This is a genomic window from Luteococcus sp. Sow4_B9 (assembly GCF_052116585.1).
In the GTDB taxonomy this organism is placed as follows: domain Bacteria; phylum Actinomycetota; class Actinomycetes; order Propionibacteriales; family Propionibacteriaceae; genus Luteococcus.
Genome location: NZ_JBQKKT010000004.1, coordinates 149,414 through 162,628, shown reverse-complemented (window position 1 = coordinate 162,628; position 13,215 = coordinate 149,414). Strand labels below are relative to the sequence as shown.

The 13,215-nt window shown below is 68.2% G+C and carries 12 protein-coding genes and 2 pseudogenes; 6 read left to right on the top strand and 8 right to left on the bottom strand.

Annotation, left to right across the window (positions count from 1 at the left end):
- Positions 1-11: 11 nt before the first annotated feature.
- The 3 genes and pseudogenes from ACTQ49_RS04495 (at position 12) to ACTQ49_RS04485 (ending at position 2,236) form a co-directional block, all read left to right on the top strand.
- Positions 12-935 carry an HpcH/HpaI aldolase/citrate lyase family protein gene (locus tag ACTQ49_RS04495; RefSeq protein ID WP_441826641.1) on the top strand — a complete coding sequence of 308 codons (924 nt, stop codon included), beginning with the start codon at positions 12-14 and terminating at the stop codon, positions 933-935.
- 72 nt (positions 936-1,007) lie between these two features.
- Positions 1,008-1,484 (top strand): annotated as a pseudogene (locus tag ACTQ49_RS04490) (general stress protein); the annotation flags it as partial.
- A gap of 122 nt (positions 1,485-1,606) precedes the next feature.
- Entirely contained in the window at positions 1,607-2,236 is a 630-nt protein-coding gene (locus ACTQ49_RS04485; RefSeq protein WP_441826640.1) for a class I SAM-dependent methyltransferase, read from the top strand.
- 58 nt (positions 2,237-2,294) lie between these two features.
- Here the strand turns inward: ACTQ49_RS04485 and corA are convergent, their stop codons facing one another.
- A complete protein-coding gene (gene corA, locus ACTQ49_RS04480; RefSeq protein WP_441826639.1) occupies positions 2,295-3,383 on the bottom strand; it encodes a magnesium/cobalt transporter CorA in 1,089 nt (362 codons plus the stop codon).
- Positions 3,376-4,878: an aminopeptidase P family protein gene (locus ACTQ49_RS04475; RefSeq protein WP_441826638.1), complete on the bottom strand. Its 1,503-nt coding sequence runs from the start codon at positions 4,876-4,878 to the stop codon at positions 3,376-3,378. Before ACTQ49_RS04475 ends, corA begins: the two co-directional genes overlap by 8 nt.
- A 201-nt stretch (positions 4,879-5,079) precedes the next feature.
- On the opposite strand from ACTQ49_RS04475, the gene ACTQ49_RS04470 reads away from it, so the two are divergent.
- On the top strand, positions 5,080-5,637 hold the full coding sequence (locus ACTQ49_RS04470; protein WP_441826637.1) for a histidine phosphatase family protein: 558 nt from the start codon (positions 5,080-5,082) through the stop codon (positions 5,635-5,637).
- Positions 5,638-5,887: 250 nt separating this feature from the next.
- Entirely contained in the window at positions 5,888-7,063 is a 1,176-nt protein-coding gene (locus tag ACTQ49_RS04465; protein ID WP_441826722.1) for an anaerobic sulfatase maturase, read from the top strand.
- A gap of 52 nt (positions 7,064-7,115) precedes the next feature.
- Here the strand turns inward: ACTQ49_RS04465 and ACTQ49_RS04460 are convergent, their stop codons facing one another.
- The 6 genes and pseudogenes from ACTQ49_RS04460 to ACTQ49_RS04435 form a co-directional block, all read right to left on the bottom strand.
- Positions 7,116-8,930 (bottom strand): SulP family inorganic anion transporter, encoded by a 1,815-nt coding sequence (locus tag ACTQ49_RS04460; RefSeq protein ID WP_441826636.1) that lies wholly within the window; start codon positions 8,928-8,930, stop codon positions 7,116-7,118.
- Positions 8,920-10,080, bottom strand: coding sequence for a sulfatase-like hydrolase/transferase (locus ACTQ49_RS04455; protein WP_441826635.1), 1,161 nt, complete (start codon positions 10,078-10,080; stop codon positions 8,920-8,922). Before ACTQ49_RS04455 ends, ACTQ49_RS04460 begins: the two co-directional genes overlap by 11 nt.
- A 184-nt stretch (positions 10,081-10,264) precedes the next feature.
- Positions 10,265-10,579 (bottom strand): annotated as a pseudogene (locus tag ACTQ49_RS04450) (sulfatase-like hydrolase/transferase); the annotation flags it as partial.
- Positions 10,580-10,606: 27 nt separating this feature from the next.
- Positions 10,607-11,527 carry a bile acid:sodium symporter family protein gene (locus ACTQ49_RS04445; RefSeq protein WP_441826721.1) on the bottom strand — a complete coding sequence of 307 codons (921 nt, stop codon included), beginning with the start codon at positions 11,525-11,527 and terminating at the stop codon, positions 10,607-10,609.
- Between the two features lie 134 nt (positions 11,528-11,661).
- Positions 11,662-11,985, bottom strand: a complete 324-nt coding sequence (locus ACTQ49_RS04440) for a DUF202 domain-containing protein (protein ID WP_441826634.1) — start codon at positions 11,983-11,985, stop codon at positions 11,662-11,664.
- Positions 11,982-12,341, bottom strand: coding sequence for a YidH family protein (locus ACTQ49_RS04435; RefSeq protein WP_441826633.1), 360 nt, complete (start codon positions 12,339-12,341; stop codon positions 11,982-11,984). The genes ACTQ49_RS04440 and ACTQ49_RS04435 overlap by 4 nt, the downstream gene beginning before the upstream one ends.
- An 88-nt stretch (positions 12,342-12,429) precedes the next feature.
- Between ACTQ49_RS04435 and ACTQ49_RS04430 the strand changes: the two genes are divergently transcribed.
- Entirely contained in the window at positions 12,430-13,176 is a 747-nt protein-coding gene (locus ACTQ49_RS04430) for a zinc ribbon domain-containing protein (RefSeq protein WP_441826632.1), read from the top strand.
- Positions 13,177-13,215: the final 39 nt, after the last annotated feature.

Sequence of the window (13,215 nt, the reverse complement as noted above, 5' to 3'; positions counted from 1 at the left end):
AGGGTGGATGCGTGACCAGACCAGTACGCGCCCGGCGCACCATCCTCGCCGTCCCCGGATCCAGCGACCGTTTCATCACCAAGAGTCGGCAGATGGACGTCGATGCTGTCTTCCTGGACTTGGAGGACGCGGTGGCCCCGCCGGTCAAGGAGGCCTCTCGGCAGCGGATCGTCGACGCCCTGAACGACCCGCAGGGTTGGCAGGCCCCCACGGTCACCTATCGCGTGAACGACTGGTCCACGCCCTGGACCACGATGGACGTCGTGGAAGTGGTCTCCGGTGCCGGTGCGCACGTCGACTGCATCGTGCTGCCCAAGGTGACCGATGCAGACCAGGTGAAGGCCCTGGACCTGGTGCTCACCCAGGCCGAGCAGGCCGCCGGGCTGCCGGTGGGCCGGATCGGGCTCGAGCTGCAGATTGAGGAGGCGCGCGGCCTGCTGCACGTCGTGGAGATCGCCGCCGCCAGCCCCCGCACGGAGAGCCTGGTCTATGGCCCCGGCGACTGGATGGCCAGCATGGGCATGCAGACCCTCAACGTCGGTTCGCAGCCGCCAGGCTATGCGGGCGACGCCTTCCACCACGTGCAGATGCAGATGCTGGTGGCGGCCCGGGCGCACGGGCTGCAGGCGATCGACGGACCCTTCGTCGGCATCCGTGACCTGGACGGCTTCCGCACCTCCGCGATGAGTTCCGCGGCGTTGGGCTACGACGGAAAGTGGGTGCTGCACCCCTCGCAGGTGGAGGCCGGCAACGAGATCTACACGCCGCCCGCCGAGAATGTGGAGCGCGCCCGGCGGATCGTCGAGGAGTACCGACACGCCACGGCCGAGGCCGGGGGAGCGGTCGGCGCCATCGTCGTCGACGACGAGATGGTGGACGGCGCGGGGCTCGCGGTGGCCCGCGCGACGCTGGCCAAGATCGGCGCTCGGGTCTGAGACTGCTGCCCTTCGACGTGCGGACCTCCGCGCTTGCGTCTGGTGTCGGTGGACGCCGGTAGGGTGGACGGCATGTCTTCCCGCATGCAGGCGGCCGCGACGGTGATGCCGCTCAAGTACCCGATGTCGGTGGCCACCTATCCCAGCTACGCAGAGGCCCAGCGTGCCGTCGACCTGTTGGCCGACAAGAATTTCCCGGTGCAGAACCTGTGCATCGTGGGCACCGACCTGAAGCAGGTGGAGCGCGTCCTGGGGCGTCTCACCCTTGGCAAGGTGATCGCGCAGGGCGCCATCTCGGGTCTGGGCAGCGGCCTGTTCATCGGCTTCGTGCTGAGCCTGTTCATGACCGCCATCCCGCTCACGCAGTCGCTGCTGATGGGTGTGCTGATCGGCGTCGGCGTCAGCGTGCTGACCGCCGGCCTGGGCTACGCGATGACCGGTGGGCAGCGCGACTTCCAGTCCGTCCAGGCCATCGTCGCCACCCGCTATGAAGTGCTGGGCGAGAGCACCGTCGTGCACCAGGCCCGTGAGGCGCTGGGGCAGGCCCCACTGCAGCCCGTCTCCCCGACGCCCTGGCCCCCTACCCCCACCAACCAGCAGGGCCCCACCAACCAGCAGGGCCAGGTGGGAGAGCCGGACCGCTATGACCAGCAGGGTGGGGAGGGCCAGCAGTGACGCAAGCCGACGCCCAGCGCGAGCTGTGGGATGCCCGCTACTCGCACCCGAACAACTACTACGGCTACCGGCCCAATGACTTCCTGGTCACGGCCGAGGTGATGCTGCGTCGCGAGAGTCGTCTGCTGGTGCTCGGCGATGGGGAGGGGCGCAATGGTGTCTGGCTCGCGCAGAAGGGCCACCACGTCACCACCGTCGACCTGTCCGTGGTGGGCGTGAACAAGGCCAAGGACCTGGCGATCGAGCGCAATGTCAGCGTGGACGCACACGTCGGAGACCTGGCCACCTGGCTCGACGAGCCCGCCGCGCAGGGCCCGTGGGATGGCATCGTGTGGATCTTCCTGCACCTGCAGCCCCAGCTGCGGCAGTCCGTGGCCCAGACCCTGACCGAGCGACTCGCCCCGCAGGGGAAGTTGATCATGGAGGCCTACACGCCCGCGCAGCTGACCCTGGGCACCGGAGGCCCCAGCGACGAGCAGGTGCTGATGACCCGGGAGCGGGTGCTCGCGGACTGGCCCGGACTTGATCTTGACGTCCGCCTCACGGAGCGACGAATCTTCGAGGGGATGGGCCACCAGGGGCTGGGCTCGGTGCTGCAGGTGCTGGGTCAGCGCAAGAAGGGCTGAGGCGCTCCCGTTCCCCCTCGGATGACTCCCGTGCCGGGCCGGATGACCGGCTGGGCACTCAGAGCCAGCGGCGTCGGCGGAAGTAGGCATAGGCGGCGATCATGCCCACCACCATCGCCACCAGGACGACGTAGTAGCCGTAGCGGTAGTGCAGCTCCGGCATGTTGTCGAAGTTCATGCCGTAGACGGCGCCCAGCGTGGTGGGCACCGCCAGGATCGCGACGATCGCCGAGAGGCGCCGCATGTCCTGGTTGTCCGCCACCGAGACCCGGGCCAGACCGGCCTGCAGGATCGTGGAGAGCACTTCGTCGAAGGACAGGATCGATTCGCGGGCATCCGTGTGGTGGTCTGCCACCTCGCGGAAATAGGCGCGTACCTCGTCGGGAACCACCGGATAGCTGCGGGTGGCCAGTGCCTGCAGGGGCAGGGAGAGCGGCACCACGGCCCGCTTGAACTCGATCAGCTCACGCTTGAGGTTGTACACCCGATCGATACCGGTGGTGCCGTGGACGCTGAAGATGTCCTCTTCCACCTCGTCGATGTCATCATCGAAGGCGGCCACCACCTGCAGGTAGGTGTCCACCACCCGGTCCAGCACCTTGTACAGCACATAGGCGGGGCCGATGGCCAGGTCTTCCGGCTCGGCCTCCAGACTGTGGCGCAGGGTCCGCAGCGGCGTGTTCTCCCCCCGGCGCACGGTGAGGATGAAGTTCTCCCCGACGAAGGCCATGATCTGGCCGGTGGAGACGATCTCACTGGTGGCCGTCACCGCCTCGTGGTCCACATAGGCCACGGTGGAGATCACGCAGAAGAGCGTGTCGTCGAACTGCTCCAGCTTGCTTCGGGTGTGTCCCTCGACGGCATCCTCGATGGCCAGCGGGTGCAGGTCGAAGCTGCGCACGAAGCTCGCCATGTCCTCGTCGGTGGGGTCCTTCAGGCCCAGCCAGACGAAGCCCTCACCGTCCTTGGCGTGCTCGGTGGCGGCGTCCAGCCCGATGCCCTGCTGCTTCACGCCGTCCACGTACCAACCCCAGGCCACCATCGAGTCGGGGGTGGTCTGCCACTGGCGTGCGGTCTGACGGCGCGACGGGATGGGCGTGCGTGCGGGGCCCAGGAGCCCCGGGATCAGTCGCCGGGTGTCAGCCATGGACCGTGCCGGTCGTGGTTCCCTGCTGCAGCAGGGGAGCCATCCACGCCTCGACGTCGTCGGCGGTCCGGGGCAGCATGGCCGAGAGGTTCTCGTTGCCGTCGGAGGTGATCAGGATGTCGTCCTCGATCCGCACACCAATGCCGCGCATCTCCTCCGGCACCAGCAGGTCGGTGGCCTTGAGGTAGATCCCGGGCTCCACGGTAATCACCATGCCGGGCTGCAGGATCCCGTCGCGGTAGTCCTCCCGCAGCGCCTGGGCACAGTCGTGCACGTCGATGCCCAGATGGTGACTGGTGCCGTGCACCATCCAACGGCGGTGCTGGCCACCGTCGGGGCCGAGCGACTCCTCGGGGGTGACGGGCAGCAGACCCCAGGCGTGCAGGTGCCGTGCGATCACGGCGATGGCCGCGGCATGCACGTCGGAGAACTTGTTGCCGGGCCTGGCGGCGGCGATGCCCGCCTCCTGGGCCTCCAGCACGGCGTCGTAGACCTTGCGCTGCGCGGGGGAGAAGCGGCCGCTGACCGGCAGGGTGCGGGTCACGTCGGCGGTGTAGAGGGTGTCGAGCTCCACGCCGGCGTCCAGCAGCAGCAGATCGCCCTCGCGCAGGTCTCCCTCATTGCGGATCCAGTGCAGGGTGTTGGCGTGGTCACCGCCGGCGGCGATCGAGTCATAGCCGACGCCATTGCCGTGGTGACGGGCGTGCAGGCCGAAGATGCCCTCCACCCAGCGCTCCCCACGGCCCCGGCGCACGGCCTCCGGCAGATCGGCGACGACGGCCTCGAAACCGACGGCGGTGGCGCGGCAGGCCTCGCGCATCTGTTCGGCCTCGAAGTCGTCCTTGACCAGCCGCATCGTCGAGAGCTTCACCTCCAGCTGGTCGTCGGACTCCAGCGCGTTCTCCTGCTGGCCGTTCTCGGAACGCACCCGGTCCACCTGCGCGGTGACCTGCTCGTCGGCAGCGCGCAGGACCCGGATCGTGGTGGAGTTGGCGTTCTTGGCCAGGGCGGCAGGCAGCTCGCTGATCGGGGCGCAGCTGATCCCGGTCATGGCCTGCATCTCGTCGAGGCTCTCGCGTTGTCCCACCCACATCTCGCCATAGCGCGCGTCGGCGTAGAATTCCGGATCGGTGCGCGGAGCGCGCGGCTTGAAGTACAGGGTGGACTGGTGGCCGGCATCGGTGGGCTCCAGCACGAGCACGGCGTCTGGTTCGCGGTCTGCGCCCAGCCCGGTCAGCCACGCGAAGGCCGAGTGCGGCCGGAAGACGTAGTCACAGTCATTGCTGCGCACCTTGAGGCCGCCGGCGGGCACCACCAGGCGTTCGCCGGGGAAGGCCTCGGCCAGCGCGGTGCGGCGGGGTTCGGCGGCGGTACTGGCCGGCAGCCTGTCCGGCATCACCTGCGAATAGGGTGCCCACTGGATCGGGATGAACTCGCGGAAGGCCTCCGAGAAGGGGTTTTGTCGGTTCGGGAGCTTGGGCTGCTCGTCGCTCATGGTCATCTCCGCTCGTCCGGTGCCGGGGCGGGCGTCTGCCCGGCCACCGGAGGCATTCTAGGCCGGTGAATCGACGCTCGTGCAGCTGCGGCACACGACGGCTGCAGGCACGGCCACCCGCGGTGGGGCGGCAGATCAGCTCACGGCGGAGCGATCCGGCCCGCCATTGGACCAGACGGCCCGGGCTGGCAGGGTGGGGGCATGACCCAGCTCTACCTCGTACGACACGGTGAGACGGCCTGGAGCAAGTCCGGGCAGCACACCTCGGTGACCGACCTGGACTTGACCGACCATGGCGTGGAGGAGGCGAGCAGCCTGCGCGAACGCCTGGACCCGGCCGATTTCGACCTGGTTCTCTCGAGTCCGCGCCTGCGAGCCCGTCGCACCGCGGAACTCGCCGGTTTCACGCCACAGATCGACGAGAACCTGGCGGAGTGGTTCTACGGCGACTATGAGGGCATGACCAGCAACCAGATCCGCGAGCAGGTGCCCGGCTGGCGGATCTGGACACACCCGATTCCCGGTGGTGAGACCCGCACCCAGGTGATCAACCGGCTGACGCAGGTGGTGCAGCGGGTGCAGGACTCAGGCGTCGAGAAGGCCATCTGCTTCAGCCACGGTCATGCCTCACGGGTGCTGGCCCTGTGCTGGCTGGGCATCGACATTGCCCGTGGTCAGTCCTTCCCGCTCGCGACTGGTTCGGTCTGCGTGCTGGGCTATGAGAAGGAGTCGCCGGCCATCATTCGCTGGAATGCCTGAGCGAGAACGCTGGCGATCAGCAGACACGGGATGCAGCCGGGCCACCCCATGCACCGGCTGGAGTTCCACGAGGGCTGATCAGGGCTCGCGGCTGGACGGTGTGAACTCGTCGAAGCGATCGGGTCCGGTCATCGCGCGAGGTGCAGGTGGCAGGATCGGTGCATGACAGCTCCGTGCATGACAGGGGGACCTCCGACGCCCGGAGACCGCCGCCAGCTGCCCTTCTCGGTGCTGGCCAAGCCAACCGGAGCTGCCTGCAATCTGGACTGCTCCTAAATGCTTCTTCCTGTCCAAGGAGGTGCTGCACGACGGCCAGTCCCAGACGATGACCGACGAGCAGCTCGACCTCTTCCTCAGCCGCTTCCTGGCCGCGCAGCCCGACGGGGAGGTGATCGTCGGCTGGCAGGGCGGCGAACCGACCCTGCGTGGCCTCCCCTTCTTCGAGCGGGCTGTGGCGCGGGCAGAAGAGCTACGGCGTCCCGGCCAGCGGGTACGGCACAGCCTGCAGACCAATGCCACGCTGATCGACGAGCAGTGGGCCACCTTCCTGGCCCGGGAGAACTTCTTGGTTGGCGTCAGCATCGACGGCTCCGCCTGGCTGCACGACCAGCACCGCACGAACCTCGCGGGCCGTGGCACCCATGACATGGTGCTGCGTGGCTGGCACCTGCTGCAGCAGCACGGCGTCGAGGCCAATGTGCTGTGCACGGTGAACTCCGCCAATGCGGGTCACCCCCTGGAGGTCTACCGGCACTTCCGCGACGACCTGGGGGCGCGCCATCTGCAGTTCATCCCGATCGTCGAGCGGGCCACCGCCGACGAACTTCCGGTCGCGGAACAGGGCTGGCGCGACGAGGCAGGCCGACGGGTGCTCTACACCCAGAGCGGCAGCCAGGTGACCTCCCGCACCGTCGATCCCCAGCAGTGGGGCACCTTCCTGGTCACCATCTTCGACGAGTGGCTCGCGCACGACGTGGGCGAGGTCTTCGTCCAACACTTCGACACCATGGTGGGCAACTACCTGGGCCAGTACGGCCTGTGTGTGCATGCCCCCACCTGCGGACTTGCTCTGGCCGTCGAGTTCGACGGCGGGGTCTACTCCTGTGACCACTTCGTCGAGCCCGGCTTCGAGCTGGGCAGCCTGGCCGAGCGGGGCTTCCAGGAGATGCTGCACAGCGAGTGCCAGCAGCAGTTCGGGCAGCAGAAGAAGGACGGGCTCACCGCCCAGTGTCGTCGCTGTCCCGTGCGCTGGGCCTGCCACGGGGGCTGCCCCAAGGATCGCTTCACCACCAGCGTCGACGGGGAAGCCGGCCAGAACCATCTGTGTGCGGGCTACCAGGCCTTCTTCGAACACGCCGCCCCGGTGGTCTCCCGGATGGCGCACGCCGTGCGCACCGGGGGCGTCGCCTCCGACGTGCTCGGTTGACCCCTCGACAGGCTCGGAGAGCGTTGGTGTCCGGTCCCCGAGCCAGTCGAGGTCACTTCGCGGCGTCCGCGGGGGCGTGCCGCGGCAGACGCACCGTGCCCTCCGGCACGAAGAGCACGCCCGGGCGGTTCAGGCGTTCCGCCGAGCGCCGGGCAGAAGCCGTCTCAGGGTCGTCCTCCACCTGGCGGCTGGTGTGCCCGGCAAGCCACTGGCGCGCCTCGGCCACGGCCAGCTGACTGGATTCGCCGATCACCGGCGTCGCGGCGTGCACGTGCACCTCGTCGCCCAGGTCGAGCTTGGCGGAGCGGCTCAACTGGGCGGCCACGTCGGGATGCACGCCCGAGAGGTAGAGGCGGCCGCCAACCTTCTCCAGTTCCTCCGCATAGCGATCCAGCACGTCGATCAGGGTTGCTCCCACCACCTGCTGGCCGCGGATCCGCAGCACCAGCACGGGGCGTTCGGTGCCCCTCACCTCGGGCAGCTGGTCCTCCAGGGCATTGGCGCCGGCAAAGAACAGGTCGCCGCGCACGGTGATCACGCTCACCTGGTTGCTTGGCAGCGTCTGCGGCACCTCCTCCTCCACCACGCGTCCCTGCTCGTCGGTGCGCAGCAGGTGCAGCGCGACGTCGCCGCTGGCGGTCACGACGTGCAGCACGATGGCCAGCAGAACGCCCGCCACCACGGCCATCGGCACGGACGCGACCAGCGAGACCACCAGCGTCACCACGAAGGCCAATGCCGGGGCGATCCCGGTGCGGACGACCGACAGCATGTTCCCCACCTTCATGGAGGCTGCACCGGCAAAGACCATGAGCGCACCCAGCACTGCCATCGGCACCTTCTCGATCACCGGGGCCAGCAGCAGCACGAAGACCAGCATCCAGATGCCGGAGAAGATCGACGCCCACCGGGTCCGGGCACCGGCCGAGATGTTCAGGGCCGTCTGACCCACGGAGGCGCCCACCGGCAGGCCACCGAACAGTCCGGACACGCCGTTCGCGGCGCCCTGGGCCAGGATGTCGCGCGACGTGCTGATCCGGGAGTCGTCCAGGTTCTCCACCGACTGCGAGACACCGGCACCCTGGATGGCGATCACGGCCGCCAGGGAGAAGGCGCCCAGCACCAGATCGACGCTCAACAGACCCAGGTCCGGCAGGGTCAGGGCGGGCAGGCCCCGGGGGATCGGGCTGGTGTCCACCACCTGCTCCACCTGGTTCCAGCCCAGCGCCAGGGCCGCCGCAGTGGGCAGCACCAGTGCGATCAGGCTGGCCCAGGTCTCCAGTCTCGTGAAGGACAGGGCCACCACCAGCACCAGCGCGGCCACACCGATGACGACGGTCTGTGGATCCCAGGAGCCAGGATGGGTGACCAGGTCGATGAACTGGGTGATCTCATTGCTGCCCTTGGGTGAGTAGCCCAGCATGGGCGCCAACTGGTCCAGCACCAGCACCAACGAGACGCCGAAGAGGAAGCCCTGCATGACCGAATAGGGGACATAGCGCACCAGCCGACCAGCCTTGAGCAGGCCCATCACTGCCAGCATCGCGCCGGTGAGCAGCACCAGCAGGAAGAGCGCCGGTTCGCGCTGCCCCTCCGGTGCGGCTGCCACCGCCTGGCCCGCGGCGATGGCAGCCGCGGAGGTGGTGGCGATCGACATCATGTGTGTGGTCTGCAGCACACCACCGGCGATCGGGCCGGTGATCGAGGCATACAGGCCCGTGACGGGGGAGACCCCCGCCAGGGCGCCAGCGGCCAGCCCGTCGGGCACCGAGACGACGCCATTGACCAGCCCGGCCACCACGTCATTCTTGAGGTGCTTGCCGGTGAAGGACTGCCTGCTGAGTCCGGAGCGACGTTCACCGGCCACCGAGGGCTCCTTCCCCGTAGAGCACGTCGCGGGTGCCGAACATGTCCAGGTCCATCGGGCACGCGTCCGTGCCGAGCTCGCGCTCGATCAGGGCATTCAGCTTGACCAGCAGACGATCGACCAGCTGCGGGTCGTGCTGCGGGTGCTCAGGATTGCCCAGATTCTCCATCTCGTCGGGATCCGCCACCAGGTCGTGCAGGGTCACGTCGGAGGTCTCGTAGAGCTCGTCGACGCTGGTGGGGGCGCCGTACTCCAGGGGGGAGAACCACCGCACCAGCTTGTAGCGACCATCCACCACGGCGCGGAAGAAGGTGCGCTTGGCCAGGTCCGGGGCGCCCATCTCCTGGCCCTTGGCCAGCAGGGCCTTGGTCCGCAGCTGCGGATCGGGCGGCAGGTTCAGCAGTCCCTTCATGCCGCCGGCCCGGGTCCAGTCCGGGTCCTGCTGGTGCAGGCCATCCCACATCAGCAGCGCTCCGTCGCCGGGCTCCTCGGCGGTGCCGCGCGGGGCGGTGGCCTGCTCGGGGCGGGTGAAGACCTTCGAGAGATCCCGGCCGGGCAGGGCGGGGTAGAGCTCCTGGCGTCGTTCGTCGTCGACGCCGGCAAAGGCGAGCACCGTGGGGGTCAGGTCAAGGTGTGAGCCGACGGCGCTGGTCCGCACACCCTGGGCACCGCCGGGAACCACGGCGGTCATGTTGACCACGGTGGCCTCCTGGAAGGGGATGCCGCCCTTCTGGTGCATCTTGTGGGCGGCATTCATCTCACCGTGGTCGGAGGTGAAGATCACCACGGTGTTCTCCCACAGGTCCTGTCGGTCCAACTCGTCGACGATCTTGCCGAACTCGGCGTCGACCATCCGCATGCAGTTGATCAGGTAGTTGCGACGCTTCTTCCACAGTTCCCGGTCCTCGTCGGGCACCGTCGTGTAGTGGTCCTCGACGAATTGCTTGTAGGCCTTGGGGCCATAGGGCTGTTGGGAGAGGTCGTCCTCGAAATTGGCGGGCAGTTCCGGATCCCACCATGCGCGGGTCATGTGCATGTCCTGCGAGTGGTGCAGCGCCCCGGCGAACAGGGCATTGTCGCCGGCGCCCGGGAACTCGCCCTCCTCGGCCAGGTACATCACGTCGTGCGGATTGACCATGGAGCTGATCATCAGCCAGGGCTGGTCCTGGGGGGGCCTTGTGCGCCAACCAGTCGACGGTTTCCATCGCCACGGTGCCGTCCTTGGTGACGCCCTCCAGCGGTGCGCCGTACATGTCGCCCCACAGCTGGTAGTCGGAGAAGCCGAAGGGTTCGAGTCCCTCAGTGCTCAGCGGCGGCACGTCGGACAGGTGCCACTTGCCCTTGAAGGCCGTGTAGTAGCCCTGTTCGCGCATCATGTCGCCCAGCGTCGGCACCTCGGGGTCGAGGCTCTGCACCCACGGGAAGTTGGTGTTGTCCCACATGCCGAGCGTCTTGGCGTGCTGGCCGGTCCACATGGTGGTGCGCGACGGGGTGCAGATGGCCACGGTGCAGTAGTGGCGGTCCAGCGTCACACCCATGGACTCCAGCCGGCGCAGCGTGGGAAGCTCCACGCCGTCGGGCAGTTCCATGTGCATGTCCCACTGGTCCATGCACAACACCAGGACATTCGGACGATCAGGACGGCTCATGATTCTTCCTTCCTCAGTGGGTCTGGATCAGTGGGTCTGGCGGTGCGGGCGGTCCGCGGCAATGGGGTCGAGCGGTGAGAAGGCGTTGTCCTTCGACAGGCTCTTGGCGGCGGCTATCAGCAGCACGATGCCGAGCACGTTGACGATGGTGATCACCAGCAGCACGCGGGGATCGTCGAAGTTCTGGCCGGCCACGATCATCGCGGCGGCGGTGCCCCGCTGCCCGGTGCCCAGGCCGCCGATGTCCTTGAGACGGTCGGTGCCGTCGCCCATCATGTAGCCGACGTAGAAGCCGACCAGCAGCACCACCAGCCCGACGGCGATGGCCTTCCACAGCTCCAGGTCGAGCAGCTGCGGCGAATAACCGATCAGCAGGCAGGCGATCAGGCCGTAGAGCGCGATGTTGGAGAGCTTGGCCACCCACGGTTGGATCAGCGCATTGAATCGATCCAGGAGCTGTGCGATCACCATTCCCACGAGCATCGGGGCGATCATCTGCAGGAGCAGCGCCTTGGTGATGGCGAAGGCATCGACGGTGACCCCCTCCAGCATCAGTGGCAGCAGCACCGGCATCACCACCACGGTGGCCAGCATCAGCACCATCAGGACGGTGGCGCCGAGCGAGATGTCGTGCTCGGAGACGGCGGTGAGCTTGATCAGGAAGGGTGCGCCAGCGGCCAGGCTGAAGATCAACAGGCCGGCCACGTAGGGCGCCGCCAGCGGGACCAGTTCCAGTGCGAAGACCATCAGGGCGGGCACCACGACGAGGTTCGCCAGCACCATGGAGGCCAGGAAGCCGCGGTTGTCCAGATGGCCGAGGATCTTGGACGGCTTCTGGGTCAGGCCGACGTTGAGCATGCTGGTCAGGACGAAGACGGTGACCAGGAAAGCGCCGGCCTGCTTCAGGATCTCGAGCACGGAACCTCGCTCAGGGGAGTGGGCGGACAGGGCTGGGATCCGGCACGGCTGGCACCGGAATTCACCTCAGGCTATGTGTCCCCCGATGCCCGATGTCAGTCTCGCAAGGCTCTTTACGCACAGGGCAGAACGCTGGGCGGTGGGGATTCCTCACCATCTCCCGCTCACCCGAGCAGGAGCACCACGGTCAGGAAGAGCCCGCCGGCCAAGGTCATCAGTGAGGCCGCCAGGGGCAGCCACCCGCCGGTGGCCAGGAAGTGCCCCGGCCCCTCCAGGGAGGCGGTGCCGCGGCGGTGACGTCGTCGCGAGAGCGCCATCAGCAGCAGGGCACAGGTGCACCCCAGAGCGCCGGCCAGCAGGGCCCAGCGCCCCGCCGCGGGCATGGCGACCCGGGCGGCCGTCAGGGAGCCGACCAGCAGGGCGAGGCTGGTCCGCTGCCAGGACAGGGCAGTGCGTTCGGGTTGCAGGCCCGGATCGAAAGGAGTCACAGCATGGTCCACAGCACCAGCAGTCCGGCGAGCATCACCACGACGCCCAGCGGCACGGCCAGCGGCGAGCTGGGCAGGGGGCGTCCGAGCCGCATGGCCAGTTCGGTGCGCGACCAGCTCAGCCATGCCTGGATCGGCCCCAGGATGCCCGCGAGCATCAGCAGGATGGCCGCCCACCGGACCGGGGTGGACGTCTTGTCGGCCATCATGGCCAGCGCCGTGCCGCCGGCGATCAGGGCCAGCGAGGTGCGGATCCAGGCCAGGAAGGTGCGTTCGTTGGCGAGCGAGAAACGCGGATCCGGGTCGTCGCCCTGCTGGTAGACCCGTCGTGGGAACCTCTGGTGGGGCGTGCTCATGCCTCATGAGCGTAGTCCGACGCGCTGAATGGGTAGGCTTCCACCACGGGTGCGCCACCGTTCACCCGGATGTACTGAGGAGAAGACCATGCTCGCCGAACCGGCTGACCAGCTGCGCTTGCTCGACCTTGCCGCCCTTGACCTGCAGGTGAACCAGTTGGAGCATCGCCGCCGCACGCTGCCCGAGCTGGAGACCATCAAGACCCTGATGGCGGAGCGCGCCCAGCTGGTGGAGCAGCAGGTGGCTGCGCAGACCCGGTTGAGCGACGCGGAGCTGGACGCCAAGCGCGTCGAGGATGACCTGGTCCCGGCCCGGGAGCGTCTGGAGCGCAACCAGAAGCGCGTCGACGATGGCAGCGTCGGGGATCCCAAGGCACTGCGGGGCCTGACCGAGGAGATCGACCACCTGGGTGGCCGGATCCGCAAGCTGGAGGATGACCAGCTGGACGCCATGCAGGTGGTGGAGGACCTGGCGGCCGAGGTGAATGACATCGATGGGCGACGCAAGGAGCTGGAGGACCGGATTCGTGGCCTGATGGCCAAGCGGGACTCGCAGTTCAAGGATCTGGATGCGGAGCTGGCGGAGCGTCGCACCGAGCGCGAGGCAACCGTCCGGCTGTTGCCGGCCCCGCTCGTTGCCACCTACCAGCGGCTCAGTGACCGGATGGGGATCGGTGCCGCCGAGCTCAAGGCCAAGCGCTGCACCGGCTGCCAGCTGGAGGCCAGTCTGGCCGATCTGCGTCGTTATGCCGCCGCCGCACCGAATGAGGTGCTGCGCTGCGAGGAGTGCGACCGCATCCTCGTGAGGACCAAGGAATCCGGCTTGCCGGAATGACCGTCAAGAGGGAATCCGGCTTGCCGGAATGACCGTCAA

What these genes read in the sequence shown, in the direction of transcription:
- corA (WP_441826639.1), bottom strand. Translation starts at nt 3,383, where the DNA reads ATGGCTGACACCCGGCGACTGATCCCGGGGCTCCTGGGCCCCGCACGC.
- ACTQ49_RS04475 (WP_441826638.1), bottom strand. Translation starts at nt 4,878, where the DNA reads ATGAGCGACGAGCAGCCCAAGCTCCCGAACCGACAAAACCCCTTCTCG.
- ACTQ49_RS04470 (WP_441826637.1), top strand. Translation starts at nt 5,080, where the DNA reads ATGACCCAGCTCTACCTCGTACGACACGGTGAGACGGCCTGGAGCAAG.
- ACTQ49_RS04455 (WP_441826635.1), bottom strand. Translation starts at nt 10,080, where the DNA reads ATGATCAGCTCCATGGTCAATCCGCACGACGTGATGTACCTGGCCGAG.
- ACTQ49_RS04435 (WP_441826633.1), bottom strand. Translation starts at nt 12,341, where the DNA reads ATGAGCACGCCCCACCAGAGGTTCCCACGACGGGTCTACCAGCAGGGC.
- ACTQ49_RS04430 (WP_441826632.1), top strand. Translation starts at nt 12,430, where the DNA reads ATGCTCGCCGAACCGGCTGACCAGCTGCGCTTGCTCGACCTTGCCGCC.